Source organism: Allokutzneria albata (genome assembly GCF_900103775.1).
GTDB lineage: Bacteria > Actinomycetota > Actinomycetes > Mycobacteriales > Pseudonocardiaceae > Allokutzneria > Allokutzneria albata.
This window is the reverse complement of the sequence record NZ_LT629701.1, coordinates 2,776,271-2,802,233: the sequence shown is the minus strand read 5'-3', so window position 1 is coordinate 2,802,233 and position 25,963 is coordinate 2,776,271. Positions and strand designations below refer to the sequence as shown.

Genomic DNA, 25,963 nt, shown 5'->3' with positions numbered 1-25,963 from the left:
CGGGAAGCGTATGGCACGCGCACCCCAGGTAAAGCCGACCGTCCCAGCCTTACCTCACGTAAGCTGGAACCGGCTTTCGTTTGCTGAAACCGTTGGGGCGTAAGGGAAAGTGCACTCCGTAGAGCCATGATCCACTATTTGCAGACGCTAAAATAAGGGTATGGCCGCTGCCGATATCGAAGACGACCTCGTCGCCGCCTACGCCGCGATCGGTAAGGCTGTCGCGGACTTCGCCTTAACCCTGATGAAGCTCTATGACGACCTGGATCCGCAAGTGCAGCAGTATGCCGGGGATGTCTTGATGCCGCTGCTGCGTGTCTCTCAGGTCAAGGGCAACAAGCTGATCGATCGGGCGATGTCGCTGGTGGAGCACCCGGTGGTGTTGGAGGCGTTGTCGGAGGGGCGGATCGATGAGGGCAAGGCGTTGATGATTATTGATCAGGTCAGTGTCCTCGACGCGGCCAACCAGGCGATTGCCGAACCTGTGCTGATCAACCATGCCGCGTCGCATAACTACACCGCCTCTCAACGGTATGCCCGGCGGTATGTCCTCAAGCTCGATGCCGAGGCGGCGTTGCGGCGTCATGAGGAGAAGCGCAAGCAGCGGTTGGTGGAGAAGTTCAACCTCGACGACGGCATGGCCTCCCTGCGCGTCGTCCTCCCGGCCCTCGACGCGGCGCTGGCCTTCGATCGCATCGACCGGATCGCCCGGGCATTGCCGAAGGATGACCGAACGCTGGATCAGAAGCGGTCGGATGTCGCGGCGGATTTGTTGATGGGCAGGGAAACACCCGCCCCGCAGGGTGAGGTGTGCGTGAACCTGACGATGCCGATCACGAACATCCTGGACCTGACCAAGGACCCGGTGATGCTGGCCGGGTACGGGCCGCTGCCCGCGCCGATCGTGGCGGATGTGGCGGCGAATGGGATCTGGAAGCGCATCCTGACTGACCCGGTGACGGGGATGGCTGAGCACATCACCACCTACCGGCCCACCCCGGCGCAACGCGAGTTGATCAACGCGCGGTATCCGACGTGCACGATGGTCGGCTGCAACCAGCCCGCGCACCGCTGCGACCTGGATCATTGTTGCCCGTTCGATGGCACCAACACCACCATCGCGAACCTGCGGCCCAACTGCAGGCACCACCACCGGATGAAGACCCACTCCAACTGGTCCTGCGAGAACCGGCCGGACGGGACGCATGCGTGGACCACACCGAGTGGCAAGGTGATCGAGACCGAACTCGAACCCATCGCCGACCCGGCGCCGTTCTAGGGCCGGTCCTCAAGGCCAGATCAGCAGCGTGGCCAGATCGATCATGCCCTGGTACGACACGGCCGTCGTGTCGTACCAGGTGGCGATCGCCCGGTGCTGCTTGAGTCGTTGGAAGCAGCGCTCGATCACGCTGCGGCGCTTGTAGCTCTCGGCATCGAAGGCGGGTGGACGACCACCGGCCCGACCGCCCCGTGCCCGGTTGGCCCGCTGGTCCCTGCGTTCGGGAATGGTCGCCGTGATGCCACGGCGGCGCAGGTAGCCCCGGATGGCCCGGCTGGAGTAGCCCTTGTCCGCGAGCACCCGGTCTGGGCGGCGACCCGGCCTGCCCGGACCGGGACGGCGGAGCCGGATCGCCTCGACCACCCTGGTGAACTGGGTGCAGTCGTTGACGTTGCCCCGGGTCAACACCACCGACAGCGGACGTCCATGCCTGTCACAGGCAAGATGGAGCTTGGTAGTGGGCCCGCCCCGCGACCGACCAATAGCATGATCATCTGGCTCGGCGTGCCCGTCGTGTGCCCTCTGCGTGCGATCCGGTAGCACGGCGGGCACCGGCGGCGCTCATGCCTACGCGCCACAGCACAAGATTCAGGCAGGCCACATGCAACCCCCTTGAGGACAGGCTCTAGCGCCTGTCCTGGTCAGGACCTGTCGGCGCTGGTCATGCTCAATGCGGGCTGCCCAACCGAATCACCGGACACGGCGGAGGGCCAGGCCGCAGACGACCACGCCGATCAGTCCCAGGGCGACTGCCACGATCGCCCCGGCCAAGCCGTTGCCGGTGCCGAGACCACCGGCGGAGTTGGCGATGTGCAGCCCGCCGACGACCGAGCTGACCAGTCCCGTCACCAGGGCCGTGCGGACGAGGACCCGCCCGCCCCGTGCCAGGGCCAGCCCGCCGATGATCACGCTGATCAGCCCGAGAACGGCGGCAGTGGTGGGCAGGAGCCGTCCGGTGCCGAACCCGGCGGCGGACAGCACGGTGAAGAAGGAGGACATCGGGAATCCTTTCGTCGAAGGGCAAGACGATCGTCACGTCCTGAACCCCTCGCGTCCTCCGGCGTCGCGCGTCGGGCAGTACGTCGATCGACGTAGTCGGCTCGCGTGGAACCGCGCTCCTCGACGTAGGCGGAAGCCCGGGTGGGAAACCTATGATCGCCGCATGTCACTCCGGCCGCCCGTGTGGGCCCAGGACGTGCTGCTGGCGCTCTTCATCACCGTGATGCAGGTCCAGGGCACGATCACCCGCATCAGCGGAGAACCCGAGGTGGTCGTGCGCCCGCTGGCCGATCTCGGCTACCTGGGCTACGGCCTCTTGGTCATCAGCGGGCTTGCCGTGACCGTGCGCCGCCGATGGCCGGTCGTGGTGTTCGTGGTGACCGCGCTCGCCAGCCTGACCTACTACACCTTGGACTTCCCTGACGGCCCTGGTTGGCTCGGGCTGTTCGTCGCCCTGTACACGCTCACCGCGCTCGGCGACGGGCGTCGCTCGCTGCTGATGGCCGGTGGAGGGACCGCGGTCCTGGCGACGGTGTGGCTGATCGCCGCCGCGGACATCGAGCCGCGAGCCGCCATCGGATGGGTCTTCTTCCGGATCGGTGCCTCGGTCATGAGTGCGGCTCTGGGCGAGAGCGTTCGCACGAGGAAGGTCATCGCGGCCGAAGCGCTCGAACGCGCCGAGCTGGCGGAGCGGACCCGCGAGGAGGAAGCGCGAGCCCGGGTCGACGAGGAACGGCTTCGGATCGCGCGCGAGGTCCACGACACGGTCGCCCACGCCATCGCCATCATCAACGTCCAGTCCGGCGTCACCGCGCACGTGCTCGACAAGCGACCGGAACAGGCACGCGAGGCGTTGAAGACCATCGAGCGAACCAGTTCCCAGGCGCTGCGGGAGATGCGGTCGATCCTCGGAGTCCTCCGCGACGACAGCGACGGACGGGTCCCGCAGCCGGGGCTCGCGCAGATCTGCGAGCTGGTCGCCGACGCTCGCGAAGCCGGGCTCGACGTCGACGTCACGATGGCTTCACCGCCCCCACCCGTGCCCGGCGTGGTGGGCAGTGCCGTGTACCGGATCCTGCAGGAGTCGATCACCAACGTGCTTCGCCACGTCGGACCCACGCGGGTCGCGATCGTGGTGGAGCACTCCGCCGACGCGATGGAGGTTCGCGTGACAGACGAAGGCCGAACCGACGCCCGCACGCCGGAGGAGCCGGGGCGCGGAATCCTCGGCATGCGCGAACGGTGTCAGCTCCTGGGCGGCGAGCTCGAAGCCGGGCCCCTCCCCGGCGGGGGTTTCGCGGTCACCGCACGGCTGCCGTTGGCGTCATGAACACGATCAAGGTGCTGCTCGTCGACGACGAGTTGCTGGTGCGGTCCGGATTCCGCGTCCTGCTCGACGTCGAGGACGACATCACGGTGGTCGCGGAAGCGGGCGATGGCGCCGAAGCGGTCGAGCGCGCCATCGCCACGCGCCCGGACGTCGTGCTCATGGACATCCGCATGCCGAAGCTCGACGGTATCCGAGCTACCCGGGAAATTGTTGGTACTAAAGGACTTCAGGATGTCCGTGTGCTCATCCTGACCACGTACGACACCGATGCCTACGTCTTCGAGGGCTTGCAGGCGGGCGCCAGCGGGTTCCTGCTCAAGGACGCCGGACCGGCCGAGCTGCTGCACGGCATCCGCGTGGTCGCGGCGGGGGAGGCCCTGCTGGCGCCGCGCATCACGCGCCGCCTCATCGCCCAGTTCACCGCACAGCGCACTGCCGAGAAGGTCGCAGAACAGCGGCTCGCGGTGCTCACCGACCGGGAACGCGAGGTCCTGGCGCTGGTGGGGCAGGGCATGAGCAACGCCGAGATCGGCGCCGAACTCTTCCTCAGCCCGGCCACCGCCCGCACCCACGTCAGCCGGGCGATGGTGAAGCTCGGCGCCCGCGATCGCGCGCAGCTCGTCGTGATCGCCTACCGGACAGGGCTCGTCACGAGCTGAACTGTTCGAGGCCGGTGACGCGGAGCAGTTCCGGCGCCGATGCCGAGGGAGTGCCGGGCGCGGCCGAATAGACGAGGAGGGTCTGATCCGACTCCGGCACCTGGAGGACGTCGCAGTCGAGGGTGAGCTCGTCCAGCTCGGCGTGCTCGATGGTTGGTGCTGCCGGCCCGCAGTCGCCCGGAGCGCCCGGCCTCCAGCAGGGCGGTGATCGTGGGCTGCCCGCGCGCAGGTCTCCGCCGATCCGGACGAGGCCGAGAAGGTGGTCCGCGAGCGCGTCGCGGCCAACCCGATCCGGGTGGTGATGATCGGTGCGGGCCTGCGGATGGCGCCGGAGCACACCGGAGACCACGATCGACGCGCTCCGCCGGGCCTGTTGTTAGCGTGTCCTCGTGCCCGAAACAGACAAGGTGCGCCGTCGCTGAGAGCGGCGGCGCCTACCCCGGTTCTCGCTGTCGCTCCGGCCCTGTGGCCAGGAGCGCCTGAGTGGCGCTCGGACTTCCCTGTTCTGGAGCGCAACCGTGTTCGTCTTGTCTGTCCGGCAACGTCGGCGTGTCCTCGCCGCTGACCTCATCTCCACCGCGGTGTTCCCGCTCGCGATCACCGGTGCCACGGCGGCTGTCCCCGATGTGGCTGCTCAGCTGCCGGGCGCGGATGCCTCGGGTCCCTGGATCGTGCTCGCCTACAACGGGTTCTTCGCCGCCGCCTTGCTGCTCGCTGGAGTGGCCGCGGATCGCGTCGCGCGGACTCGGTTCTTCGCTGTCGGCAACATCGTCGTCGCGGTCACCGGGGCGCTGTCCGCCTTCGCACCGGACGTGGCGTCGCTGGTGGTTCTTCGCGCGGTCGCTGGCGTCGGGGCGGCCATGTGCGCTGCCGGTGGGTCGTCGATGGTTCTGGCGGTGTATCCACCGGAGGAGCGGCGTCGGGTGTACGGCTACGCGGGCGCGGTGCTGGGCAGCAGCCTGGCGCTGGGGCCGGTGGTCGCCCAGTCGCTCTTGGCAGTCGGAGGATGGGTTCTCGTTTTCGCGGTCCCGGGAGCGATCGCCGCCGTCGCGGCCTTGGTCACGCTCTCGTTGCCAGGTCTGCGCAGTCCCGACGTTTCCGGTGAATTCGACCTAGCCGGTGCTGTCCTCTTCGGAGTGACCGTTGCCGCCGTGGTGACCGCGCTCGGGTTGGGCTGGGGAGCCGGTGTCCCCTGGTGGGTTCCGGGTGTGCTCATCCTCGTCGTGGTCATCAGCGCCATCGGGCTCGCCCGTGTGGAACGGCGGGCGGCCGTTCCCGCGATTCCGCTGGACCTGTTGCGAATCCCCGCCTACCGCGCGTACGCCGGGGCGACGGGAGCGTTCATGGGGATGCTCGTGGTGGGGCTGACCGTGCTTCCGCAGCTCGGCGCGGTCCAGCGCATGGGGCAGGGCGAGGCCGCGGTCATGCTCAGCCTGCTGACCGTGCCATCAACGGTGCTCCCGCTTCTCGCCGCGCGGCTCGCACGGCGATGGGCGCGTCCGCTGGTGGTGATCGCCTTGGTCGCCTGCACGGTGACCGCGGTCGTCCTCCAGGTCACAGACCGTCCTGCCGTTCTTCTCGTCGCGGCCGGGGTCATCGGGTTGTGCCTCGGGCTGACGGAAGGCGTGCCGGACGGGCAGGCGCTCGCGCACGTACCCGCTCAGCGGGGCGGGGCCGGTGCTGCCCTGTTCAGCACAGCGCGAATGAGCCTGGAAACACTCACCTTGGCGGCTGCCACTGGGGTGATGGCGGCTCTCGGCCCCGCGGCCGGGATGGCAGTCGCCGGAGCCGTGTGCCTCATCGCCGCGGCCGGTCTCACGGCCTAGCGAACGACAACAGCAGCGTCGTCGTGGGAAGTGCGAGGAACAACAGCGGGAAGGCGATGTTGTACAGGACTCCGGCTCGCACGTGCGCGACGACCGCGCCGACGTAGAACGCGATCAGCCCGATGGTCGCGGCGGTGCCGACGAGCGGGACGCCGAGCAATCCCAGGAGCAGGCCCGCGGCACCCGCGGTCTTGAGGACGGCCAAGGCCGGCAGCCACGACAGGGGCACGCCGACCTCGGCCGAGTTGGCGACGACGAACTTGGCCTTGGCGAAGTCCGCGGCGCTGATGGCGAGGTTCGCGGTGACGGTGGCCCAGGCGGCGATGACGTATGCGGTGCTCATACCCCATCGACGACGTGGACGCGGCAAAGGTGACTCAGGCGCGCGGGCCCATGCGGATGCGCTCGTTCATCGCGTCGATGGGCCAGGGACCCTCGTCTGCCCAGCCGTAGGACCACGGTGCCAAGGTCTCCATCCACCACGTGACACCCGCGTCGGCGTAGTCGTCCATGACCGCGGTCTTGCCGTCCGGAGTGCTGCCCCAGTGCACGACGTCGAACGCGGTGTCGCTGGTGCGCTGGCGCTGGATGGCCGCGATCACCTCGCGCGTGCTCTCCACGGACATCATCTCGTGGTACCCGAGACCTTCGCCCATCGGCACGACGCCGTCCCACCGCGCGGCGCGGGCGAACGGGCGCGGGCGCGGCCACACACCGGCCACCCAGATGGGAATCCTGGGGAACTGCAACGGGGTCGGCCGGAACGTGGTCGGGGCGATCTGGAACTGCTCGCCGGAATGGGAGAACTCCTGACCCGACCACAGACCCGTGACGATCTCCAGTGCCTCGTCGAGCTTGGCGGCCCGGACGCGGGCGGAGGGGTCCTCGCCGAACTTGGCGAACTCCAGCTCCGGCGGGAAGCCGAGTCCCACACCGAGGGTGAGGCGACCGCCGGAGAGGTGGTCGAGCGCGACCGTCTCCCGCGCGACCTTCCACGGGCGGCGACGGGCGAGCGGGGTGACGATCGGGCCGATGCGCATCCGCTCGGTCGCGGCGGCGACGGCGGCGAGGGTGATCCACGGGTCCCCGATGGGCGGCGGGTCGATCAGGTCGGAGACCAGGTGGTCGCACACGAAGAAGCCGTCCCAGCCCGCCTGCTCGGCCTCGCGGGCGAGGGAGGCGATCAGGCGCGGGCTGGCGTACTCCTCGAAGAGGGGCAGGTTGATGGCGTAGCGCATCACTGGCTCCTGGCGAAGGTGATTCGAGGCGGCGCGACGGAGGGGGAGCGGAGGAGGAAGTCCTCTGCCGAAGACCCGCTCGCGGGGTCGAGCACCGATGTGGACGGTGCGCCGGACCCGCCGACGGCGTGCCAGACGGACGTGGCGAACTCGGGCGTGAACGGGTAGGCCAGCAGGGCGAAACCCTTGAGCCAGGACAGGGTCGGCGTCGCGGCGTGGACCCACTCGTGCACCGCGGCGAGCGCGGGGACGAGGTCCTGGTGCGCCGGGTCGATGGCCCGTGCCTGGGCTTGCAGCAGCGGGCCAGGGTCGGCATCGCCCATCGGGCCGGACCACGCCCGGTGCACCGCCGCCTGCCACTGACCGACCAGCACGTCGTCCACATAGGACCAGAACGCGGGGCGGGCGAAGTCGGTGGTGCCGCGCGCGGGGTCGACCTCGACGAGGTAGGCCCGCACGGCGTCCGAACCGGCTTCGGCGGCCATGTCCTCCGCCCAGATCGCGTGGCCCCGGCTGGTGGAGAACTTCGCGCCCTCCAACGTGTGGAAGTGGTTGAGCAGCACGTGGTCCAGCGGCCGGACCGACCGCAGCGCGAGCCCCATGCCGAGGCCGCCGAGCAGGAACGGCAGCGAGTTGTCGATGCCGAAGCTGGCCACCGACCGCGACTCCGACCCCGGCTCGATGCCCGCCATCTCCGCGCACAGCAGCCAGAACGCGAGCACGCCGACGGAGTAGGTGAACGTCACCTGGGGGACCGGGCTGCCGGGGACCTCGTACGGCACGCCCCAGGTGCCCGGCAGGGTCAGCCGCAGCAGCGGTCCCTGGGTGGCGATGTGGCGCAGCACGATGTCGCGGAACTCCTGCGGCACGCCCATGTCCACCATGCGGCGGGTCAGCTCTTCGGTGTTGGGCAACCGCAGGTACAGGCACGGCAGCTCACGCCACTCCACGGGGCCTTCGTCGAGGCCGAAGCGCGAGCGGGCGTCGGCGAGCATTTCCGGCCGGTAGTGCGTGCCGCACTCCTCGCAGAAGTAGCTCGCGCACGCGGCGCCGCACGTGGGGCACGAGCCGAGCAGCCAGGCGCCGACGATCCACCGGTCGCTGGCCGGGCAGTAGAGGAACTTCTCGCGCATCACCTCCGCGAGCCCCTCCGCGACGAGATCGTCCATCAGCCGCGTGATGATCTCCGCGTTGCGCGTCGCCCACGGCTCGGCCAGCAGGTTCGCGAAGCAGTCGAGGTCGATCCCCACCGCACGGAGATCCCGCTCGATCAACGCGTGCCAGTGCTCGACGACCTCTTCCGGTGAGCGGTTGTCCTGCAGCGCGCGCAGCAGCACGAACGAGTCGAACGGATCGGTCGCGGAGACGATCCGGACCTGCTCGCCCCGACGGCGCAGGTGCCGCGCGAGCACGTCCATCCGCAGCATCGGACCGCCGATGTGGCCCAGGTGCAGCCGCCCGTTCGCGGTCGCCGGGATCGGCACCAACAGGTTCACGGCGTCGGCTCCCACCAGGTCGAGTGCACCACGAGCGGTTCGGTGCCGTCGTTGTGCACCTCATGGGTTTTCGGCGGCTCCAGGTAGACCGCGTCGCCCTCGGACAGCCGCATCGGTGAGCCGTCGTAGACCAGTTCGCCGGTCCCCCTCACCACGAGCCAGATCTCGTGCACCGCGTGCGAGTCCACCGGGGTGGTGTGCCCGGGGTCGACGCGCAGCAACGCGGTCTTGAAGGGCGCGGCGGGCAGGCTCACCTCGTCCCACGCCAACCCCTGCGGGGTCTCGTGGTTGACGAAGGTCAGGCGTGGGCTCATCGAAGAACGCCCTCCTCGGGGTCGAGCCGGTAGACTTCCTTGCGCAGCAAGCTGTTCACGATGGTCGCCGCCCGCCAGGCGGTGAGGCTGAGATTGGGGTCGGCCAGCCCGTGCGAGTGCCGGGCGCCGTTCTGCACGAACACCCTGGACCGCCCGGCGTCCCGCAGCTCCAGTGAGAAGTCCGCCCCCACGACAGGCTGTCCGTCCACAACGGACAGTCGATCCCGTATCGGGTCCAAGCAGGACGGCAGGCGCTGTGTGTAGCCGGTCGCGAGCACCACGGCATCGGCGGTGAACTCCGTGAGTTCGCCCGTGCGGTCCTCGCGCACCGTGACGCGCCATCCGTCTCCGTGCCGGTCGAGGCCGACCGGGGTCGTCCCGGGGAGCAACCGCGCCGGGTTCGCCCCCGCGAGGAAGTCCAGCTCGTAGAGGCGGTGGTAGAGCCGGTCCAGCAAATCCGAGGAGATGCCGTCGCTGCTCAGCCTGTGTTCGTCCACAAGGGACTGACGTGTCTCGGCGGGAAACCCGAAGAACCGCCGCACGTACTGCGGCGTGTAGATCTCCTCGGTGAACGGTGTCTCGTCCAGCGGTAGGAAGTTCGATCGCCTAGTTGTCCAGAGCAGATGGCTCGGCAGCGCCGAGGTGAGCAGGTCGAGTGCTACCTCGGCGCCGGACTGACCGCCACCGATCACCGCGACGCGCAGCCCGGGTGCGGGTCGGTGGGCCAGGTAGTCGCTGCTGTGGAACAGGGTCCGACCGCTTCGGCCACGGGCGAAGTCCGGGATGTGGGGCACTGGTCCCGTTCCCACCACCAGATCCCTGGCCAGCACCCGGCCCGTGTTCGTGCTGACCACGAACCGGCCGTCGCGGTGCTCGACGGAGCCGACCTCGCTGCCGAACTCCACGGCGGGCAGCCGGGCCGCCGCCCACGCCAGGTACTGGGTGAACTCGGCGCGGCTGACCCGGGAGAACCCGGCGGAGAGGAACCGGTACAGCCGCCCGTGCTCGACCAGGAAGGACAGGAACGAGTACGGGTTCGTCGGATCGACCGGCGTGACCAGGTCCTTGAGGAAGCTGACCTGCATCCGCGCGCCGGGCACCAGCAGACCGGGATGCCAGCTCAGCTCGGGCCGCCGCTCCAGGAACCGCGCCCGCAGCCCGCCGATCGGGTGCAGCAGCGCGGCCAGGCTCAGGTTCGCCGGTCCCGCGCCGATGCCGACGACGTCCATCATGCCGCGAGCCGTTCGTGCGCGAATGTCTGCGACAGCGCCGAACCCGCCGTCACCGCGGACGCGAGCACCCGCCCCAGGCTCAACCCGAACGGCATCCCGTGCCCGGAGAAGCCGCCGACCGCCCACACCCGCTCACGCACCTGCGATGCCACGGGCACCAGGTCGGCGGTGAACGCCATCGGCCCCACCCACGAGTCGGTCACCCGGATCGGTCCGATGTCGGGGAACAACCGCGGCAGCACGCCCAGCAACGCCTCGTGCACGGCGTCCTCGGGCACTCCGGCCAACGCGTCCACGCGGTCCAGCGCCCCGGCGCCACGACAGCCGCCGAGCACGATGCGCCCGTCCGGGGTCTGCTGCCAGTACTCGCCATGAGAGCTGATGTGCGCCGACATCCCCGATGAGCACACCGGCGGCAGCGGCTCCGTCGCGAGCATCTGGCCCTGCACGGGCGTCAACAAGCCCTGCAATTCCGGCAGAAGCCCGCCGGACCACGCGTTCGTCGCGACGACAACGGCTTCGGCCGAGATCGAACCCCGCGTCGTCTCGACTCCGCGTTCGCCGACCGAGGTCACCGGGCAGTGGGTGAACACCGACGCGCCGTGCCGCGCTGCCGCCTCCGCCAGCCCGCGCACGAGTCGCACCGAGTGCACGAGCGCCCCCGGCAGCAGCAGGCCGCCGCACACATCGTCGGCGAGCCGGGTCCGCACGAGTTCGGCCACGCCCGAACGGTCGAGCAACCGCGCCTCGAAGCCGTCCTCGTGCAGCGCCGCGACGGACTCCTCGTGCTGGTCGGGAACGAGCGCGAACTGGAGGTGACCGGTCTCGCGGTGATCGCAGGAGATCCCTTCCTCCGCAACGATCTCCGCCACGAGCCGCATTCCCTCGCCCGCGATCTCGCAGACCTCCTTGGCCCGGGGACCACCGAGGCGCCGCACCGCGTCCGGGTAGGACTCCGCCGTCGCCTGCACGACCATGCCGCTGTTCCGGCCGGTCGCCCCGGAGACCAGTTCGCGCGCCTCGACGAGCACGGGGCGCGCACCCTGCCGGGCCAGCCAGTACGCGCAGGCGACGCCGAGCAACCCGCCGCCGACGACAACGACCTCCGCCGTGGCGGGCAGCGCCGAGCGTTGCCAGTAGGACGTCGTCATCTCCGCACCCCCGAGTTCTTCGAAGCGGGACAGAGTTTTGGGATCGCCGGTACAGGTGGCGCACAAATCCGGTACACGGAAGGTGTGGGAGTGCAGATCCGGTTGCTCGGGCCCGTCGAGGTGCGCGTCGGCGGCCGAGCCGTCGCCGCGGGAGGGCCGCGCAGGCTGCGGCTGCTGGCGGCGCTCGCCCTCAGCGCCAACCACCCGGTCTCCGCGCACCGGCTGGCCGAATGCGTCTGGGACGGCGAGCCACCGGCCTCGGCGGGGCCGAACCTGCGCGGCTACGTCGCCGCCCTCCGCAAGATCATCGAGGTCGATCCGGACGTGCGCCTGCTCGCGCACCGCGGCGGCTACCAGCTCGTCGCCCCGGCATCGGCCATCGACGCGCAGGAGTTCCGCGCGCGGGTCGCCGAAACCCCGAGCCCGCCCGACGAGGCGGTCGGACGGCTGCGGTCCGCATTGGCGCTCTGGCGCGGGGAACCGTGCGAGGACGTGCGGCTCGGACCGGCCGCGGAGCCGCTGCTGACCGAGCTGAGCGACCTGCACGCCCTCGCCGTCGAGGAGCTGGCGCGGGCGCGGCTGGCCCTCGGCGAGCACGGTGAGCTGGCGGGGGAGCTGCGCGCGTGGGTGGCCAGGTACCCGCTGCGCGAACGGCTGCGGGCCTTGCTGATCACCGCGCTGTCCGGGGCGGGCAGGCAGACCGAGGCGTTGCAGACCTACGACGACGCCCGCCGGATGCTCGCGGTGGAACTGGGGGTCGAGCCCAGCGCCGAGCTGCAGGCCGCCTACCAGCAGGTTCTCGTGAAGGACAGCAACCCCGCTGCGCCGCGCCGGGTGCCGAGGCAGCTTCCGGCGGACACCACCGACTTCACCGGCCGCGCCGAACTGGTGGACGCGCTGACCGATCTGCTCACCGGGCCGGGACTGCCGCTGGTGGCGATCTCCGGCCCGGCGGGCGTCGGCAAGAGCGCGCTCGCCCTGCGCGCCGCCCACCTGCTCCGACAGTCCTTTTCGGACGGTCAGCTGCACGTGTCGCTGGCCGGGGCGACAGCCCGCCCGCGCACCGCCTACGACGCCCTCGGTGAGCTGCTGCGTTCGCTCGGCGGTGCGGGAACCGTCGTGCCGGACGGACTCGACGAGCGGGCGGCGCTCTTCCGGGAGCGCGTCGCCGACCGCAGGATCTTGATCGTCCTCGACGACGCGGCCGACGCGGCGCAGGTGCGGCCGTTGCTGCCCGCGACGCCGGGCGCCGCCGTCCTGGTGACCGGGCGGGCGCGGCTGGCGGAGCTGCCCGGGGTGCGGCTGGTCGACCTCGACGTGCTCTCCGCGACCGAGGCCGGGAAGTTGCTGGCGCGCATCGTCGGTGCGGATCGCGTCGCCGCCGAACCCGGGGCGGCGGAGCGGATCGTCGAGCGCACCGGACGCCTGCCGCTGGCCGTGCGCATCGCCGGAGCCAGGCTCGCCGCGCGCCCGGCGTGGCCGTTGCGGTTGCTCGCCGAGCGCCTTGACGACGAGCGCGGACGGCTGGACGAGCTGGCCATCGGCGACCTCGACGTGCGGGCCAGCGTGCGGCTGAGCCTCACCGGGCTCACCGAGCGCCCGCGCACGGCCTTCCGGTTGCTCGGTCTGCTGCCGGGGCGCGAACAGCCCGCGTGGGTGCTCGCGGCACTGCTCGACGAGCCCGAGCGGGAGGCCGTGCGGGCGCTGGAGTCCCTTGTGGACGCCCACCTGCTCCGTGCTTCTACAGTGGACAGTGAGGGGCAGCTGCGCTACCAGCTGCACGACCTGCTGTGGCTCTGTGCGGCCGAAGAAGCCGCGGGCGAAGCCGAAGCCGGCCGGATCGCCGCGCAGCGCCGGGTCCTCGACGGCTGGATCGAACGGGTCGAGGACCGCGCCGCGACGGTGCCCGCCTCCTGCCTGATCCCGCGCGCCGGGGTCAGCCTGGACCCGCGGCCGGGGCGGGCCTGCGCGGCGGAGTGGTTCAGCACGGAGAAGCGCAACCTGACCGACGCCGTCAGCATCGCCCTGGAGCGCGGTGACCTCGTGCGCGCGTCCCGGCTCGCCGGGCGGCTGGACGCGTTCTGGCAGCTCACCGGCGGTGGGCAGGAGTGGGAACGGATGCAGAGCGCGGTTCGCGACGCCACCGCGGAGGTGCCGGAGCTGCGGATGCTCGCCGACCGCTCGCTCGGCGACATGTGGTGCGAGCGCGGCCGCATCGCCGAGGCCGTGGAGTCCTTCCACGCGGCGCTGGCCACCGCGCACGAGCTGGGCGAGGAGCACGAGGCGGCCTGCGCGGAGGTCGGCCTGGCCTTCTGCCACAGCGTCCGCAAGGAGACCGGGCGGGGCAGGGAGCGCGTCGAGCGCGCGCTGGCGGCCTTCACCGCGTCCGGCGACCGGCACGCGATCGCCCAGACGCTGAAGATCAAGGCGATGCTCCACCTCGACACCGACCAGGACGTGGCGCGCGAGGCGATCGACCGGGCGCTGCGCATCGTCGCCGAACTGGGCCAGCCGCTCAACGAGGTGAACCTCACGCACACGTTGGCATTGCTGGACACCAGGCGCGGCGCGTTCGAGTCGGCACTGGTCCACCTGCGCGGTGGGCTGCGCCGCATCCGCGAGATCGGCCACCCCACCGGCGAGGCGTACACGCTGTTCGCCATCGGCGAGAACGAGCGCGGCCTCGGCAGGCACCGCGAGGCCAAGCGCTGCATCGACGCCGCTCTGGAGATCTTCCTGGAGCTGGGCGACTCCCGCGGCGCCGGGCTGGCCACGCTGAGCAGCGGGCAGCTGCTGGCCGACCAGAGCATGCACGCGGCCGCGCTGGAGCCCCTGCGGCGCAGCCTGGCGCTGCTGCGCCGGGCCGGGCTGGACGAGGCGCACGAGCGCGCCCACCGGGAGCTGCTGCGGTCAACCCTTGCCGCCGGATCGGCCTAACTTGGTATCACTTGGCGCGCGAATGCTGGGAGAGCGTGGGGCGCGTGCCTAGACTCTGGCCCATATGGACAGCAGGGAAGCCGCGAAGCTGGTCAGACGGTCAAAGAGCCGCTGGCGCGATCGCGGGTACCCGGCGTGGGTCCAGCTCGTCGGCGCCGCCGAGGACCGCTACCCGAGCGCGCTGGACGCGCTGATCGCCATCGCCCGCGACGAGCGGCACCCGTACCAGGCGTGGGCGGGGGAGCTGGTCGCCGACCGCTGGGTGGCCACCAGGGACTCCTCGCTGCGCAAGGTCGTGCGCCAGCTGCGCGCGCTGGCCACCGACGGCAAGCCCCGGCTGATCACCGCGGCCCTGCACGGGCGGCTGCTCGACGAGTGGCGCAGCGGGGTGGAGCTGGTCGAGCTGTTCGAGGACTCCGACGAGGACGTGCGCGCGGGGGTGGCGGAGGCCTGCGCCGCCGCCACCGGCGACCAGCTCTACGCGCTGTGGGCGCTCAGCGAGCACGAGCCGGTGCTCAACGCGTTGCTGCACAACCCCGTCAAGCCCGACCCCCGGCGCGTTCCGCCGCTGTCCTCGATCGCCCTCGGCGCCGACGTGGACCCGGGGGAGCTGCTGGACGCCGCGCTGCACGCCGAACGCGCCATCGGCCGGATCGCGCGGCGGCGCATCCTGTCCACCCCGTCGCTGACGGAGCGGTTGTGCGAGGCGGCGATCGGCCATCCGAGGCGGATAGAGTTCCTGGTGCGGCACGGGTTGCAGCCGGAGAACCCGCTGGAGTGCGCGCTGTACCTGTTGCGCGCCGACCAGCTCGACGCCTACCGCGAACTCGATCCACAAGGGACGCTCATCGCCCGCGCGAAGCTGACCGACGAGCAGGTCATGCAGATCGGCCTCGCCTTCGCCGACAACGACGAGCGGCAGCGGCTCTGGGAGTTCGCCCGAACCCGGCCGCTGCGCCAGGCGGTGGAGCTGGTGCACCTGGCGCGGGACTGGCGGCCGGAGACCGAGTGGGGGCTGTTCGCCCAGCTGGCCGAGATCGAGACGCTGCAGGTCGTGCACGAGTTGCAGGGCTCACCGGAGCACTGGGCGCTGAGCTACCGCGTCGGCAGCTCCGTGGTGCACAGCGTGTCGCTGTCGCCGGACGCCACCAGGATCGCCGCCACCGCCGGGTTCCACGCGCCGACCTGGGATCCGCGCTACGGCAGGGAGAAGGAGCAGGGCTCGATCATCGAGCTGGAGGTCGCCTCCGGCAACGAGCTCTCCCTGCACACGGTTGAGGCGGGCTTCGCCCACGTGCTGCACCTGGGGTACGCGGTGATCACCGCGGAGAACATGGGCGCCGAGGGCTCGGTGCTGGCCAGGCACGTCGGCGCCGAGCGCGAGATCCTGGCCAAGCACGAGGGCTCGATCGAGGCGCTTGCCCGCTCGCGCAACGGTTTCGTGGCCGTCACCGGCGGGGGCGAACTGCTCGTCGGGTCCGGAATGGACGGTGAGGTCCGCCGCGCGGTCCCCGAGGGCACCCGGTTCCGCCCCGCCTCGTTGTCCGTCCACAGTGGAACCGGCAGGTTCGCCCTCGGCGGTGCGGAGCTGGCGCTGCTGGACGCCGAGGCCGAGCTGCTGGCGACCGCGAAGGAGCCCGGCTGGGTCCGCGAGACGGCCTTCATCGACGCGGACACCTTGCTGACCATGGACGGCGACGGCCACCTGTCCCGGTGGACCCGGGACGGCGACCAGCTGGTCCGCGGCACCAGGGCGAAGGTGCCGCCGGAGCTGGGCAGCCCGCTGGTGGACCTGAGGGTGGTGCCGGGGCGCGGCCTGCTCGCGGCGATGAGCACGCAGGTCGGCAGCCCCGTGCGGCTGGTGCAGTTCGACCTGGAGACGCTGACCCACGTCGAGGGCTTCGAGCTCTCCGGCTGCACCCTGGCCACCTCCGCCGACGGCGAACACCTCGCGCTGGGCACGAACTCCGGGCTGGTCTGGTTCTGCGGCACGCCCCCCGCCGGGCTGTTCGAGGTGCTGGCCAAGCCGATCAGCAAGATCACCGACGCGGACCGCGAGGTCGTCCGGGTGGCCGGGGCGAGCGCCGCCCGGCCGGCGGTGCGCCGCGTCCTGGAGCTCTTCGCGCAACTGGTGGGCGCATGACGGAGTTCCCCCGCACGATCGGCAAGGTGGCCACCCGCGAGCTGGCCGCCAACGGGTACACGACCTACGACCAGCTGACCCGGGTGAGCGCGGAGGAGCTGTTGCGCATCCACGGCGTCGGCCCCAAGGCCGTCCGCATCCTCGGCGAGGAGCTGGCGGCGCGCGGGCGGTCCTTCGCCGGCTCCTGACCCCTGATCAGTCCGCGGCACTGCTCCTGTTGCGGCGGAACGCCCTTGGTGTCTCGCCGAAACGGGCTTTGAAGGCCGCCGAGAACCAGGTCGGGGTGAAGCCCGTTCGCGCGGCGACCTCGCCGATCGGGACCTCCCCTGCCGCGAGCAGATCCCTGGCCACGCGCAGTGCCTCCTCCTGCCGGAGGTCACGGAAGGTGACGCCCTCCTCGTGCAGGATCAGCCGGATCTGCCGGGGAGACCAGCCGAGGGCGCGGGCGACCGCGGGCAGGCTCAGATCGCTGCGGCCGACGCGGTCGCGGACGTAGCGCCGGATCGCCGCCGCGGCCTCGGTGCGCTGGGACCGCTGGGGTCCCATGTCGCCGAGGGCGAGCATGCACAGCAGTTCGCCGATGCGGTCGCAGAGCGCGTTGAACTCGCGATCGGCGAGGGCGTCGGCCTGGTCGTGGACGCTGGTGATCAGGTTCGCGGTGACCCGGCCCAGCCCGGTGGTCATGTCCAGCTGGGTGTGGACCGGGGCGGCCGGGGCGAGGCGGTGGTCGAACTCCGCTCGCGGCACCCGGAACGCGTAGGACCGGGACTCCGGGATCCGGATCCGGGAGATCTCGTCGAACCGGTTGATCAGAGCGCTGCCCGGGGTGGCGCGGCGCTGCTCGTCGCCGCGCCACGCCGAGTACGACCCGAACCGGGGCACCATGATCCAGTAGTGCTCGTCGCCGGGGGACCGGCGGACGAGCGATGGTGTGCGGTGGCTGATGCGGTCACCGCGCTGGTCCCAGTGGACCAGGGCGTAGGCCGCGGTCTCCTGAGCGGTCAGTGCCGCGTACCAGGTCTCCGGGGCGCGGTAGCGGTGGCGCATCGGAACGAAGCTGTCGGCCAGCTCGGACCAGGCTTCCGACGAGTCGATCGTGAAGTCGAGGTAGTGCACGACGATCTCCATCGGTGGCGGTTTACGTCGAGGTGTCGGTGAATTTACGGCTTGGGGCACGAAGTCCGGCTCCCCCTTTGCGGTGGTTCTTCCCGGGGAGAAGATCACCTTTCACGGCCATTCCTTCGCCCGGGGGCGAAAGGTGGCGCCCGTGAATCCGACACCGGAGGACCACGTGGACATTCGAGATGGCGATGAAGCCATTGTGCGGCAACCAGGAGACGCCGGGACGACAGGGCCCGCCCGGCTGCCGTCCCTCACCGGTATCCGGATCTTCGCCGCCGGACTGGTGCTCGTGGCCCATGCGTTCTTCCTGCCCGGTCTCTACGCCGACGCCGCAGTCCAGAAGGGCACCAGCGCCCTGGTCCCGCTGGCCACCTCGTCGGTCACCCTCTTCTTCGTCCTCTCCGGACTGGTCCTGACCTGGTCGGCCCGGCCGGCCGACACCGCGGTGCGGTTCTGGCGCCGCCGGTTCGTCCGGATCTTCTCCAACCACGCGGTGGCCTGGGCGCTGGGTTCGGCCCTGGTGATCGGCTACGGCATCCACGTCAACCTGGTGTCCCTCGGCGACGACTACAGCCCGCTCGCCCTGCTCGGGAACCTGTTCCTGGTGCAGAACTGGGTTCCCTCGAAGGAGTTCCTGCTCGGTCCCAACCCGTTGGCGTGGTCGCTGGCCTGTGAGTTCTTCTTCTACCTGCTCTTCCCGTTCCTGCTCCCGCTCGTTCGCAGGATCCCGGTGCACAAGCTGCGGTTCGCCGCCGGGGTGCTCGTGCTCGTCGGCCTGTCCGTTCCGGTGCTGGCGCTGCTGTTGCAGGGGCCCGATTTCCTGCCCACCGTGCCCGTGCCGAGCGACCAGATCTGGCTGGCCTACTTCCTGCCCGCCGCTCGCCTGCCGGAGTTCGTGCTCGGCATGGTGCTCGCGCGCATCCTCGCCGAGGGGCTGTGGCGGCCGCTGCGAACGGGCGTCATCCTCCCGCTGCCGTTCCTCGCGATCGGGACCCTGGCGGTCCTGCCGCCCGTGTTCGCCTTCGGCCCGTATTTCGCGCTGCCGGTCGCGCTGATCGTCGGGGAGGTCGCCTCGCGTGACGTCCGCGGTGTCCCCTCGTTCCTTCGCCGCCCGGCGATGATCTACCTCGGGGACCGCTCGTTCGCGCTCTACATGATCCACTACGTGGTGATCATGTACCTGTGCCGGTTCGTCTTCACGCCTGGCGCGACGTTCAGCGTTCCCGTCGCCACGGCCTTGATCCTGCTGGTCGTCATTCCGGTATCGCTCGGTGCGGCCTGGCTGCTGCACAGGTCGGTGGAGCGTCCTGCGGTGCGCCGTCTGGCCGGATAGGCGTCTCCGCGATCCGGCGCTGGCGGAACTCCCTTGGTGTCTCACCGAAACGGGCCTTGAAGGCCGAGGAGAACCAGGTCGGGGTGAAGCCGGTTCTCGCGGCGATCTCGCTGATCTGGGCCTCTCCGGTCGCGAGCAGGTCCCTGGCCGCGCGCAGCGACTCGTCCTGGCGGAGGTCTCGGAAGGTGGTGCCCTCCTCGTGCAGGATCAGCCAGATCTGCCGGGGAGACCAGCCCAGGGCGCGCGCCACCGCCGGGAGGCTCAGGTCAGTGCGGCCGACGCGTTCGCGGACACAACGGCGGATCGCCGCGGCGGCGTCGGCACGGTCGGCCCGCTGCGGCCGCAGGTCGCCGAGGGCCTGCATGCACAGCAGGTCGCCGATGCGGTCGCAGAGCGTGTTGAACTCGCGAGCGTTGAGGGCGTCGGCCTGCTCGTGGACGCTGGTGATCAGGTTCGCGGTGACCCGGCCCAGTCCGGTGGTCATGTCCACCCGCAGGTTGAGCGCGGCGGGGAGGCGGTGGTCGAACTCCGCTCGCGGCACCCGGAACGCGTAGGACCGGGACTCCGGGATGCGGATCCGGCAGATCTGGTCGAACCGGATGATCACGGCGCCGCCCGGGTCGACGTGCAGCGGTTCGTCGTCGTGCCACATCGAGTACCGGCCCACCTGGGGCAGTACGACCCAGTAGTGCTCGTCGCCGGGGACCTGCCGGACGAGGTCCCGGGTGCGGTGAGCGATGCGGTCACCGCGCTGGTCCCAGCGGAGCAGGCAGTACGCCGCGCTCTGCTGGGCGCTCAGGCCCGCCTGCCACGCGATCGGATCGCGATAGCGGTGGCGCATCGGCATGAAGCTGTCGGACAGCTCCGTCCAGGCTTCCGTGGAGTCGATCGTCCAGTTGTGGTAGCGCACGACGATCTCCATCGAGGACGGGCTTCTGTCCAGCTTCCGGTGAACTTACGGCTTGCAGCAGGATATGCGGTTCGTCCTTTGCGGTGGTCCTTCCCGGGGAGACGATCGCCAATCACGGGCATCTGCTTCGCCTGGGGCCGAACACATTGGAGAATCGCGTGGATATTCGAGATGGCGACGAAGCCGTCGTCCGGCAGTCAGATCAAGGACGGACCGCACCGAACCGGCTCGCTTCCCTCACCGGTATCCGGGTTTTCGCCGCCGGGTCCGTGCTCGTGGCGCACGCGTTCTTCATCCCGAACCTGTACGCGGATTCCTCGGTGCAGAAGGCCACTGCCGCGCTCGTTCCGCTGGCCACCGCGTCGGTCACCCTGTTCTTCGTCCTGTCCGGACTCGTGCTGAGCTGGTCGGCCCGGCCGGAGGACACCGCGGTGCGGTTCTGGCGCCGCCGGTTCGTCCGGATCTTCTCCAACCACGCGGTGGCCTGGGTGCTGGGCATGCTCCTGGTGATCGGCTACGGCCTGCACGTGAACCTGCTCTCGGCGGGCGCCGAGTACGACCCGCTCGGCATGCTGGCGAACCTGTTCCTGGTGCAGAACTGGGTTCCGTCGGGGGCGTACTTCTTCGGCCCCAACCCGCCCGCGTGGTCACTGGCCTGTGAGTTCTTCTTCTACCTGCTCTTCCCGTTCCTGTTGCCGCTCGTGCGCAGGATCCCGGTGCGCAGGCTGTGGTTCGCCGCCGGGGTGGCCGTGCTCGTCGGCCTGTCCGTTCCGCTGCTGTCGTCGCTGTTGCTGGACGGTCCCGACATCCTGCCCACCATGCCGGTCCCGTGGCCGCAGATCTGGCTGGCCTACTTCCTGCCGCTGCTGCGCCTGCCGGAGTTCGTGCTCGGCATGGTGCTCGCCCGCATCCTCGCCGAGGGCCTGTGGCGGCCGCTCCGCCTCGGCCTGGTGCTCCCGCTTCCGTTCCTCGCGATCGGGGCGCTGGCGGTGCTGCCGCCCGTGTTCGCCTTCGGGCCCTACTTCGCCCTGCCGGTCGCACTGGTGGTCGGCGAGTTCGCCTCCCGCGACATCCGCGGTGCCCGCTCGTTCCTGCGCCGCCCGGCGATGGTCTACATGGGGGACCGCTCGTTCGCCCTCTACATGATCCACTTCGTCGTCATCATGTACCTGTGCCGGTTGGTCTTCCTGCCCGGCTCGACCTACAGCACCCCGGTGGCGACGGCGCTGATCCTGGGCGTGGTCATTCCCGTCTCGCTCGGCGCGGCGTGGCTGCTGCACCGCTGGGTCGAGCGCCCGGCGGTCACCCGGCTGGCTGGATAGGCGGGTCCGGCGCGAGCGACCCGTCCGGCGCGATGTGCTCGAAGATCTGGTCGAGCAGCGTCAGCACGTGCGGGTCGTCCACGGCGTAGAAGTGGTGCCGCCCCTCCCGGCGGGCGGTCACCACTCCCGCCAGCCGCAGCTTGGTCAGGTGCTGGCTGACCGTGGGGATGCTCACGCCGACGCGCTGGGCGAGCGTGCCCACGTCGTAGGTGCCCTGGGCGCACAGCCACACCAGGTGCAGCCGTGGCGGGCTGGACAACAACGCGAAGGTGGCGGCGGCGGCGCTGAGCTGGACCGGCGTCGGTTCGGAATTTTTCGGCATGGCGAGATTCATTGTTCCTCCCACCCCAACCCGGGGCTAGCCGCGCCAACATTTTGGCGATTGCGAAAGTGTCGAAGTGTGTGCGACCGTCGATGGCGTGATGGTCCTGTTCCGCTCGCTGTCCCTGTGCGGTGCCCTCGCCGCGCCCGCCCTCGTGCTCCGGCTCACCGGCGCCGAGGTGGTCCCGTGGCTGGCGCTGCTGCTGTTCGGCGCCGCCGTCGTGGCCGCGTCGTTCCTGCTCGCGTGGGCGGCCGAGGCGGCGCAGGTGGACATCTCCGGCGGCCTGGCCATCGCCCTGCTCGCGCTCATCGCCGTGCTGCCCGAGTACGTCGTCGACCTCTACTTCGCCCACACCGCGGGGCAGAACCCCGAGTTCGTGGCCTACGCCGCGGCGAACATGACCGGCTCCAACCGGCTCCTGCTCGGTCTCGGCTGGTCCACCGTCGTGCTCGTCTCGCTCGCCGTCGCCTCCCGCCGCTCCGGCCGCACGGTCGGAGAACTCGTCCTCGACCCAGGCCACCGCACCGAGCTGGGTTTCCTCGCGATCGCCTCCGTCGTGGCGTTCGTGGTCCCGGTGAGCGGCCAGATCACCCTCGTGTTCGGCTTGGCCCTGCTGGGTTTCTTCGGCTTCTACCTCTGGAAGGTCTCCCGCGCCGAGGCCGAGGAGCCCGACCTGGTCGGCCCCGCCTCCATCATCGGCGCGCTCCCGCCGAGGACCCGCCGCCCCCTCGTCGCCGCCCTGTTCGCCTTCGCCGCCGTGGTGATCCTGCTCTGCGCCGAACCGTTCGCGCACGCCCTGATCGACACCGGCACCCAGCTCGGCGTCGACCGCTTCCTGCTCGTCCAGTGGCTGGCCCCGCTCGCCTCCGAGGCCCCCGAGTTCATCGTCGCGATCCTGTTCGCCCTGCGCGGCAACGGTTCCGCCGCGATCGGCACCCTGATCTCCAGCAAGGTCAACCAGTGGACCCTGCTCGTCGGCAGCCTGCCCCTGGCCTACCTGATCGGCGGTGGTTCCGGCACCCTCGTCCTGGACCCCCGCCAGATCGAGGAGTTCCTGCTCACCGCGACCCAGACCCTGCTCGGCGTCTCCGCCCTCCTGGCGCTGCGCTTCCCGCGCTGGGCCGCCTGGACCCTCCTCGCCCTGTTCGCCGCCCAGTTCGCCCTGCCCGGCCAGGAAGCCCGCTATGCGCTGTGCGCCGTCTACGGCGCCGTCGCCGTCGCCGCCTTGGTGCGCAACCGCAGGCACATCGTGCCCACGTTCCTCGCCCCCTTCCGCCGCTCCGCCGAGCCCGCACAGGAGCTGACCCGCGTCTAGAACGGCGCCGGGTCGGCGATGGGCTCCAGTTCCGTCTCGTAGACCTTGCCTCGCGGCGTGGTCCAGACGTGCCGATCGTCTGGCAGGTTCTCGCACTTCCAGTCGGATTCGTGCTTCATCCGGTGGTGGTGGCGGCACTTCGGTCTGAGGTTGCGCACCGTGGTGTTTTGCCCCGGCAAGCCCGAAAACGCAACCTCTGACCAAACAGAACCCGCGGCTGGAAATGGGTCGGCTTCACCTGGGGTGCGCGTGCCATGCGCTTTCCCGCGAGGGCCGGTTCCTGACCGTGCCCGCCCGGCAGGCCCTCGGTACGCGCAGGGGGCCCCAGGTCAAGCCGACCCCCAGGGCTGGAAGCCCAGCCGTCCCCGACCGGAGAATCCGACTAAGACCCCGCAGAAAGCACAAAATCCACATACCCCCGCGCAACTTCCACAGCAGGAGTCCCACCAGTCCGTCCCATCGACGCCAGAGTCTCCGAAACCCACCCCGGACTCATCACCGCCGCATCAATCCCCCGGGGCAGTTCCCCGCGCGCGTTCTCCACAAAAGCCTCAAGCGCCGCATTCACCATAGCCCCGACAGCTCCACGACACATCGGCCCCTCAAAACGCCCGGCGGTCAACACGATCCGCCCGCCGTCCCGAAGTGCGTGCACAGCCCGTCGGAACAACGCCAACTGCCCATCCAGTTTCACCTGTCGGAAATCCGCATCGCTCAGCTCCAGGAGCGGCTTCAACGGCGCGTGGGCCGCGGTGCACACCACGGCGTCCACATCGGTCACAGTGGCGAACAGCTTGTCGAGGGTGCTGGGGTCGGTGAGGTCGACGTGGACCGGGCCGGACCAGGAGGCGCGGATGACTTCGTGGCCGAGATCCGACAGGAGTGCGGAGACTGTGGAGCCGAGGATTCCGGTGGCACCGACGACGATGATTCTCATGGAGCAGAGCCTCGCCGGAGGCGCGCGGGTTAACCAGGACACTGGGAGGGTCAGGATATGGAGCTGGGGGAGTTCCTGCGGGCGCGGCGCGCACGGATCAGCCCGGGGGACGCGGGGGTGCGCGACTACGGCGGCAGACGGCGGGTGCCGGGGCTGCGGCGGGAGGAACTGGCGAGGCTGGCCGGGATCAGCGTGCCGTACTACACGCGGCTCGAACAGGGGCGCAATCACAACGCGTCGGACTCGGTGCTCGACGCGGTGGCGAGGGTGCTGCGGCTGAACGCCGACGAGCGCGCGCACCTCTACCGGCTCGCGAGGGGGAACGGGGCGGCCGAGCCGGAGCGGTTGCGGCCGAGCGTCCGCGTGATGATCGAGTCCATGACGGACGTGCCCGCGTTGGTGATGGGGCGGCGAACCGATGTGCTCGTGTGGAACCGGCTCGCGCACGCGCTGCTCGCTCCGCACCTCGACTTCGCGGCACCGCAGGACGTGAACCTGGCGCGGTTGGTTTTTCTCGACCAGCACACGCGCCGCCTCTACGTCGACCACGAGCGGAAGAAGCGGGATGCCGTGGCGCACCTGCGAATGGTCGCCGGTGCCTATCCGGGTGACCGCGGCATCACCGACCTCATCGACGAGTTGAGCGCGCTCAGCAAGGACTTCGTCACGTTGTGGTCGGAGTACCCGGTGCGCAACTGCGCGTCGAACACGCGTGAGTACGACCACCCGGTGGTGGGGCGCTTGACGTTGACCGACGAGCTGATGCTGCTGCCGGACGACGAGGGGCAGCGCGTCGTGGTTTACACCGCCGCAACCGGGTCGAGTTCCGCGTCTGCTCTCGCGGCGCTCGTACACCATCTGGTTTCATAGGTCCAGCAAGGAGTTTCTCCGGCCGTCCACTGTGGAATCAACAGTCCGCCCGGATTCCGCCCGGTGCCTTGACAGCGGTAAAACCCCTGGTGCGCTGCGACGTTCGGGGCCGGCTCCTGCTCCGATCGGCCGCCCTCCCGGCGTCGGTTGTCCGGAGAACCCGTTCTGGAGTTGCCTTTCCTCACCGGCCCGCCCGTGGCCGGACCTCGTTCGAGGGCACGAGGAAAGGAGTGACCAGTGAGCACCCTGCGCCACCTGGTCAAGATCGTCGGCGTCGCCGCCGCGCTGGGCATCGCCGCGACGGCGACCGCAACCGCCGCACCGGCCAAGCCGTCCGGGGACGTCTCGCCGATGATCGTCGGCGGCAGCCCGGCCACCACGCAGCAGTACCCGTGGACGGTCGCGCTGATCTACAACGGCACCCAGTGGTGCGGCGGCACGCTGGTCGCGCCGAACAAGGTCGTCACCGCCGCGCACTGCACCGCAGGCAAGGCGCCGAGCACCTGGCGGATCGCCGCCGGGCGCACCGACCTGCGCACGAACGAGGGCGTGCTGGCCAAGGTCACCAAGGTCTGGCAGCACCCGAACTACCGCAGCGTCACCCAGGGCGACGACGTCGCGGTGATGACGCTGGACCAGAACCTGCCGTACCAGACGCTGCCGCTGGCCACCTCCGCTGACGCGGGCCTGTACGCCGCGGGCACCATGGCCAAGACCCTGGGCTGGGGCGACACCACCGGCAGCGGGACCTACTCCGACACGCTGAACCAGGTCGACGTCCCGGTCACCTCGGACCAGACCTGCACGACCGCCTACGGGGCCGACTACCGCAAGGCCGCGATGGTCTGCGCCGGCTACCCCGACGGTGGCAAGGACAGCTGCCAGGCCGACTCGGGCGGTCCGCTCGTCGCGAGCGGCAAGCTCATCGGCGTCGTCTCGTGGGGTGAGGGCTGCGCCCTCGCGGGCAAGCCGGGCGTGTACGCGCGCGTCTCCTCCTATGTGGACCTGATCAAGCAGCAGCTGTAACGGCGGGCGAGGCGGGCGGCCCCAGCGCGGTCGCCCGCCTTTCGCTGTTCGAAACCCTTTGTGCCCCAACGGTTCCCACTCTGAAGTGGGCGGATGTGCGACCGGCGACGTAAGGTGGGGCGTGGTTCGGGGAGGTTCGAGCGGCGGGCGGTGATGGTGGAAGAGGGCACCTGGCTGGACGGGCGGCGCCGGGCGGTGCCCG

26 protein-coding genes are annotated in these 25,963 nt (G+C 70.5%); 12 read left to right on the top strand and 14 right to left on the bottom strand.

Going from position 1 to position 25,963, the window contains the following annotated elements:
* Positions 1–160: 160 nt before the first annotated feature.
* Complete coding sequence (locus BLT28_RS12475) at positions 161–1,279, top strand: HNH endonuclease signature motif containing protein (protein ID WP_083383729.1); 1,119 nt, start codon at positions 161–163, stop codon at positions 1,277–1,279.
* Positions 1,280–1,288: 9 nt separating this feature from the next.
* Here the strand turns inward: BLT28_RS12475 and BLT28_RS12470 are convergent, their stop codons facing one another.
* Together BLT28_RS12470 and BLT28_RS12465 are read right to left on the bottom strand one after the other, a co-directional pair.
* Positions 1,289–1,822 carry an IS5 family transposase gene (locus BLT28_RS12470; RefSeq protein WP_162184867.1) on the bottom strand — a complete coding sequence of 178 codons (534 nt, stop codon included), beginning with the start codon at positions 1,820–1,822 and terminating at the stop codon, positions 1,289–1,291.
* Between the two features lie 147 nt (positions 1,823–1,969).
* A complete protein-coding gene (locus BLT28_RS12465) occupies positions 1,970–2,278 on the bottom strand; it encodes a DUF6223 family protein (protein WP_030430588.1) in 309 nt (102 codons plus the stop codon).
* Between the two features lie 163 nt (positions 2,279–2,441).
* Here BLT28_RS12465 and BLT28_RS12460 point away from each other — a divergent pair, with 163 nt between their 5' ends.
* Complete coding sequence (locus tag BLT28_RS12460) at positions 2,442–3,608, top strand: sensor histidine kinase (RefSeq protein ID WP_030430589.1); 1,167 nt, start codon at positions 2,442–2,444, stop codon at positions 3,606–3,608.
* The gene (locus BLT28_RS12455; RefSeq protein WP_030430590.1) at positions 3,605–4,267 is read left to right on the top strand and encodes a response regulator transcription factor; all 663 of its coding nucleotides are present in this window, start codon (positions 3,605–3,607) and stop codon (positions 4,265–4,267) included. Before BLT28_RS12460 ends, BLT28_RS12455 begins: the two co-directional genes overlap by 4 nt.
* On the opposite strand, the gene BLT28_RS40060 is transcribed toward BLT28_RS12455, so the two are convergent.
* The gene (locus tag BLT28_RS40060) at positions 4,257–4,616 is read right to left on the bottom strand and encodes an MmyB family transcriptional regulator (RefSeq protein ID WP_030430591.1); all 360 of its coding nucleotides are present in this window, start codon (positions 4,614–4,616) and stop codon (positions 4,257–4,259) included. The two genes, BLT28_RS12455 and BLT28_RS40060, sit on opposite strands and share 11 nt — an antisense overlap.
* A 169-nt stretch (positions 4,617–4,785) precedes the next feature.
* Here BLT28_RS40060 and BLT28_RS12445 point away from each other — a divergent pair, with 169 nt between their 5' ends.
* Positions 4,786–6,093, top strand: coding sequence for an MFS transporter (locus BLT28_RS12445; protein ID WP_030430592.1), 1,308 nt, complete (start codon positions 4,786–4,788; stop codon positions 6,091–6,093).
* Here the strand turns inward: BLT28_RS12445 and BLT28_RS12440 are convergent.
* Genes BLT28_RS12440 through BLT28_RS12415 form a run of 6 tightly spaced genes read right to left on the bottom strand, consistent with a single transcriptional unit; the run spans position 6,083 to position 11,524 of the window.
* Positions 6,083–6,436, bottom strand: a complete 354-nt coding sequence (locus tag BLT28_RS12440) for a DoxX family protein (RefSeq protein WP_030430593.1) — start codon at positions 6,434–6,436, stop codon at positions 6,083–6,085. The two genes, BLT28_RS12445 and BLT28_RS12440, sit on opposite strands and share 11 nt — an antisense overlap.
* 34 nt (positions 6,437–6,470) lie before the next feature.
* Positions 6,471–7,331, bottom strand: coding sequence for an LLM class flavin-dependent oxidoreductase (locus BLT28_RS12435; protein ID WP_052407515.1), 861 nt, complete (start codon positions 7,329–7,331; stop codon positions 6,471–6,473).
* The gene (locus BLT28_RS12430) at positions 7,331–8,842 is read right to left on the bottom strand and encodes a class I tRNA ligase family protein (protein WP_052407516.1); all 1,512 of its coding nucleotides are present in this window, start codon (positions 8,840–8,842) and stop codon (positions 7,331–7,333) included. The genes BLT28_RS12435 and BLT28_RS12430 overlap by 1 nt, the downstream gene beginning before the upstream one ends.
* Positions 8,824–9,141: a cupin domain-containing protein gene (locus BLT28_RS40900; RefSeq protein ID WP_052407517.1), complete on the bottom strand. Its 318-nt coding sequence runs from the start codon at positions 9,139–9,141 to the stop codon at positions 8,824–8,826. Before BLT28_RS40900 ends, BLT28_RS12430 begins: the two co-directional genes overlap by 19 nt.
* A complete protein-coding gene (locus BLT28_RS12420) occupies positions 9,138–10,373 on the bottom strand; it encodes a lysine N(6)-hydroxylase/L-ornithine N(5)-oxygenase family protein (RefSeq protein WP_030430597.1) in 1,236 nt (411 codons plus the stop codon). Before BLT28_RS12420 ends, BLT28_RS40900 begins: the two co-directional genes overlap by 4 nt.
* Positions 10,370–11,524 carry an NAD(P)/FAD-dependent oxidoreductase gene (locus BLT28_RS12415; RefSeq protein ID WP_030430694.1) on the bottom strand — a complete coding sequence of 385 codons (1,155 nt, stop codon included), beginning with the start codon at positions 11,522–11,524 and terminating at the stop codon, positions 10,370–10,372. Before BLT28_RS12415 ends, BLT28_RS12420 begins: the two co-directional genes overlap by 4 nt.
* A gap of 90 nt (positions 11,525–11,614) precedes the next feature.
* On the opposite strand from BLT28_RS12415, the gene BLT28_RS12410 reads away from it, so the two are divergent.
* The 3 genes from BLT28_RS12410 (at position 11,615) to BLT28_RS12400 (ending at position 16,792) form a co-directional block, all read left to right on the top strand.
* Positions 11,615–14,461: an AfsR/SARP family transcriptional regulator gene (locus BLT28_RS12410; RefSeq protein WP_052407518.1), complete on the top strand. Its 2,847-nt coding sequence runs from the start codon at positions 11,615–11,617 to the stop codon at positions 14,459–14,461.
* A 64-nt stretch (positions 14,462–14,525) separates the two neighbouring features.
* Positions 14,526–16,604 (top strand): hypothetical protein, encoded by a 2,079-nt coding sequence (locus BLT28_RS12405; RefSeq protein WP_030430599.1) that lies wholly within the window; start codon positions 14,526–14,528, stop codon positions 16,602–16,604.
* Complete coding sequence (locus BLT28_RS12400; RefSeq protein WP_030430600.1) at positions 16,601–16,792, top strand: helix-hairpin-helix domain-containing protein; 192 nt, start codon at positions 16,601–16,603, stop codon at positions 16,790–16,792. The genes BLT28_RS12405 and BLT28_RS12400 overlap by 4 nt, the downstream gene beginning before the upstream one ends.
* Positions 16,793–16,799: 7 nt before the next feature.
* Here the strand turns inward: BLT28_RS12400 and BLT28_RS12395 are convergent, their stop codons facing one another.
* Entirely contained in the window at positions 16,800–17,732 is a 933-nt protein-coding gene (locus BLT28_RS12395) for a helix-turn-helix transcriptional regulator (RefSeq protein WP_052407519.1), read from the bottom strand.
* Between the two features lie 139 nt (positions 17,733–17,871).
* On the opposite strand from BLT28_RS12395, the gene BLT28_RS12390 reads away from it, so the two are divergent.
* Positions 17,872–19,059, top strand: coding sequence for an acyltransferase family protein (locus tag BLT28_RS12390; RefSeq protein WP_162184868.1), 1,188 nt, complete (start codon positions 17,872–17,874; stop codon positions 19,057–19,059).
* Here BLT28_RS12390 and BLT28_RS12385 read toward each other — a convergent pair.
* Positions 18,980–19,981, bottom strand: a complete 1,002-nt coding sequence (locus BLT28_RS12385) for a helix-turn-helix transcriptional regulator (RefSeq protein ID WP_052407521.1) — start codon at positions 19,979–19,981, stop codon at positions 18,980–18,982. The two genes, BLT28_RS12390 and BLT28_RS12385, sit on opposite strands and share 80 nt — an antisense overlap.
* A 146-nt stretch (positions 19,982–20,127) precedes the next feature.
* Here BLT28_RS12385 and BLT28_RS12380 point away from each other — a divergent pair, with 146 nt between their 5' ends.
* The gene (locus BLT28_RS12380) at positions 20,128–21,291 is read left to right on the top strand and encodes an acyltransferase family protein (RefSeq protein ID WP_162184869.1); all 1,164 of its coding nucleotides are present in this window, start codon (positions 20,128–20,130) and stop codon (positions 21,289–21,291) included.
* On the opposite strand, the gene BLT28_RS12375 is transcribed toward BLT28_RS12380, so the two are convergent.
* On the bottom strand, positions 21,272–21,625 hold the full coding sequence (locus BLT28_RS12375) for an ArsR/SmtB family transcription factor (RefSeq protein ID WP_030430605.1): 354 nt from the start codon (positions 21,623–21,625) through the stop codon (positions 21,272–21,274). The genes BLT28_RS12380 and BLT28_RS12375 overlap by 20 nt on opposite strands.
* 88 nt (positions 21,626–21,713) lie before the next feature.
* Here BLT28_RS12375 and BLT28_RS12370 point away from each other — a divergent pair, with 88 nt between their 5' ends.
* Positions 21,714–22,928, top strand: a complete 1,215-nt coding sequence (locus BLT28_RS12370) for a sodium:proton exchanger (protein ID WP_043812279.1) — start codon at positions 21,714–21,716, stop codon at positions 22,926–22,928.
* Here the strand turns inward: BLT28_RS12370 and BLT28_RS42520 are convergent.
* Together BLT28_RS42520 and BLT28_RS12365 are read right to left on the bottom strand one after the other, a co-directional pair.
* Positions 22,925–23,047 (bottom strand): hypothetical protein, encoded by a 123-nt coding sequence (locus BLT28_RS42520; protein WP_269459648.1) that lies wholly within the window; start codon positions 23,045–23,047, stop codon positions 22,925–22,927. The genes BLT28_RS12370 and BLT28_RS42520 overlap by 4 nt on opposite strands.
* A 263-nt stretch (positions 23,048–23,310) precedes the next feature.
* Entirely contained in the window at positions 23,311–23,865 is a 555-nt protein-coding gene (locus BLT28_RS12365) for an SDR family oxidoreductase (RefSeq protein WP_030430607.1), read from the bottom strand.
* Between the two features lie 57 nt (positions 23,866–23,922).
* Here BLT28_RS12365 and BLT28_RS12360 point away from each other — a divergent pair, with 57 nt between their 5' ends.
* Positions 23,923–24,735 (top strand): helix-turn-helix transcriptional regulator, encoded by an 813-nt coding sequence (locus BLT28_RS12360; protein ID WP_030430608.1) that lies wholly within the window; start codon positions 23,923–23,925, stop codon positions 24,733–24,735.
* Between the two features lie 237 nt (positions 24,736–24,972).
* Positions 24,973–25,761 carry a S1 family peptidase gene (locus BLT28_RS12355; protein ID WP_231950768.1) on the top strand — a complete coding sequence of 263 codons (789 nt, stop codon included), beginning with the start codon at positions 24,973–24,975 and terminating at the stop codon, positions 25,759–25,761.
* The last annotated feature ends 202 nt before the right edge of the window (positions 25,762–25,963 follow it).

Bases quoted from the DNA above. Each gene is read 5' to 3' on its own strand.
- BLT28_RS12475 (WP_083383729.1), top strand. From the start codon at position 161: ATGGCCGCTGCCGATATCGAAGACGACCTCGTCGCCGCCTACGCCGCG.
- BLT28_RS12370 (WP_043812279.1), top strand. From the start codon at position 21,714: ATGGTCCTGTTCCGCTCGCTGTCCCTGTGCGGTGCCCTCGCCGCGCCC.
- BLT28_RS40900 (WP_052407517.1), bottom strand. From the start codon at position 9,141: ATGAGCCCACGCCTGACCTTCGTCAACCACGAGACCCCGCAGGGGTTG.
- BLT28_RS12440 (WP_030430593.1), bottom strand. From the start codon at position 6,436: ATGAGCACCGCATACGTCATCGCCGCCTGGGCCACCGTCACCGCGAAC.
- BLT28_RS12405 (WP_030430599.1), top strand. From the start codon at position 14,526: ATGGACAGCAGGGAAGCCGCGAAGCTGGTCAGACGGTCAAAGAGCCGC.
- BLT28_RS12400 (WP_030430600.1), top strand. From the start codon at position 16,601: ATGACGGAGTTCCCCCGCACGATCGGCAAGGTGGCCACCCGCGAGCTG.
- BLT28_RS12460 (WP_030430589.1), top strand. From the start codon at position 2,442: ATGTCACTCCGGCCGCCCGTGTGGGCCCAGGACGTGCTGCTGGCGCTC.
- BLT28_RS12415 (WP_030430694.1), bottom strand. From the start codon at position 11,524: ATGACGACGTCCTACTGGCAACGCTCGGCGCTGCCCGCCACGGCGGAG.
- BLT28_RS12395 (WP_052407519.1), bottom strand. From the start codon at position 17,732: ATGGAGATCGTCGTGCACTACCTCGACTTCACGATCGACTCGTCGGAA.
- BLT28_RS12375 (WP_030430605.1), bottom strand. From the start codon at position 21,625: ATGAATCTCGCCATGCCGAAAAATTCCGAACCGACGCCGGTCCAGCTC.
- BLT28_RS42520 (WP_269459648.1), bottom strand. From the start codon at position 23,047: ATGAAGCACGAATCCGACTGGAAGTGCGAGAACCTGCCAGACGATCGG.
- BLT28_RS12385 (WP_052407521.1), bottom strand. From the start codon at position 19,981: ATGGAGATCGTCGTGCGCTACCACAACTGGACGATCGACTCCACGGAA.
- BLT28_RS12455 (WP_030430590.1), top strand. From the start codon at position 3,605: ATGAACACGATCAAGGTGCTGCTCGTCGACGACGAGTTGCTGGTGCGG.
- BLT28_RS12435 (WP_052407515.1), bottom strand. From the start codon at position 7,331: ATGCGCTACGCCATCAACCTGCCCCTCTTCGAGGAGTACGCCAGCCCG.
- BLT28_RS12360 (WP_030430608.1), top strand. From the start codon at position 23,923: ATGGAGCTGGGGGAGTTCCTGCGGGCGCGGCGCGCACGGATCAGCCCG.
- BLT28_RS12365 (WP_030430607.1), bottom strand. From the start codon at position 23,865: ATGAGAATCATCGTCGTCGGTGCCACCGGAATCCTCGGCTCCACAGTC.
- BLT28_RS12420 (WP_030430597.1), bottom strand. From the start codon at position 10,373: ATGATGGACGTCGTCGGCATCGGCGCGGGACCGGCGAACCTGAGCCTG.
- BLT28_RS12465 (WP_030430588.1), bottom strand. From the start codon at position 2,278: ATGTCCTCCTTCTTCACCGTGCTGTCCGCCGCCGGGTTCGGCACCGGA.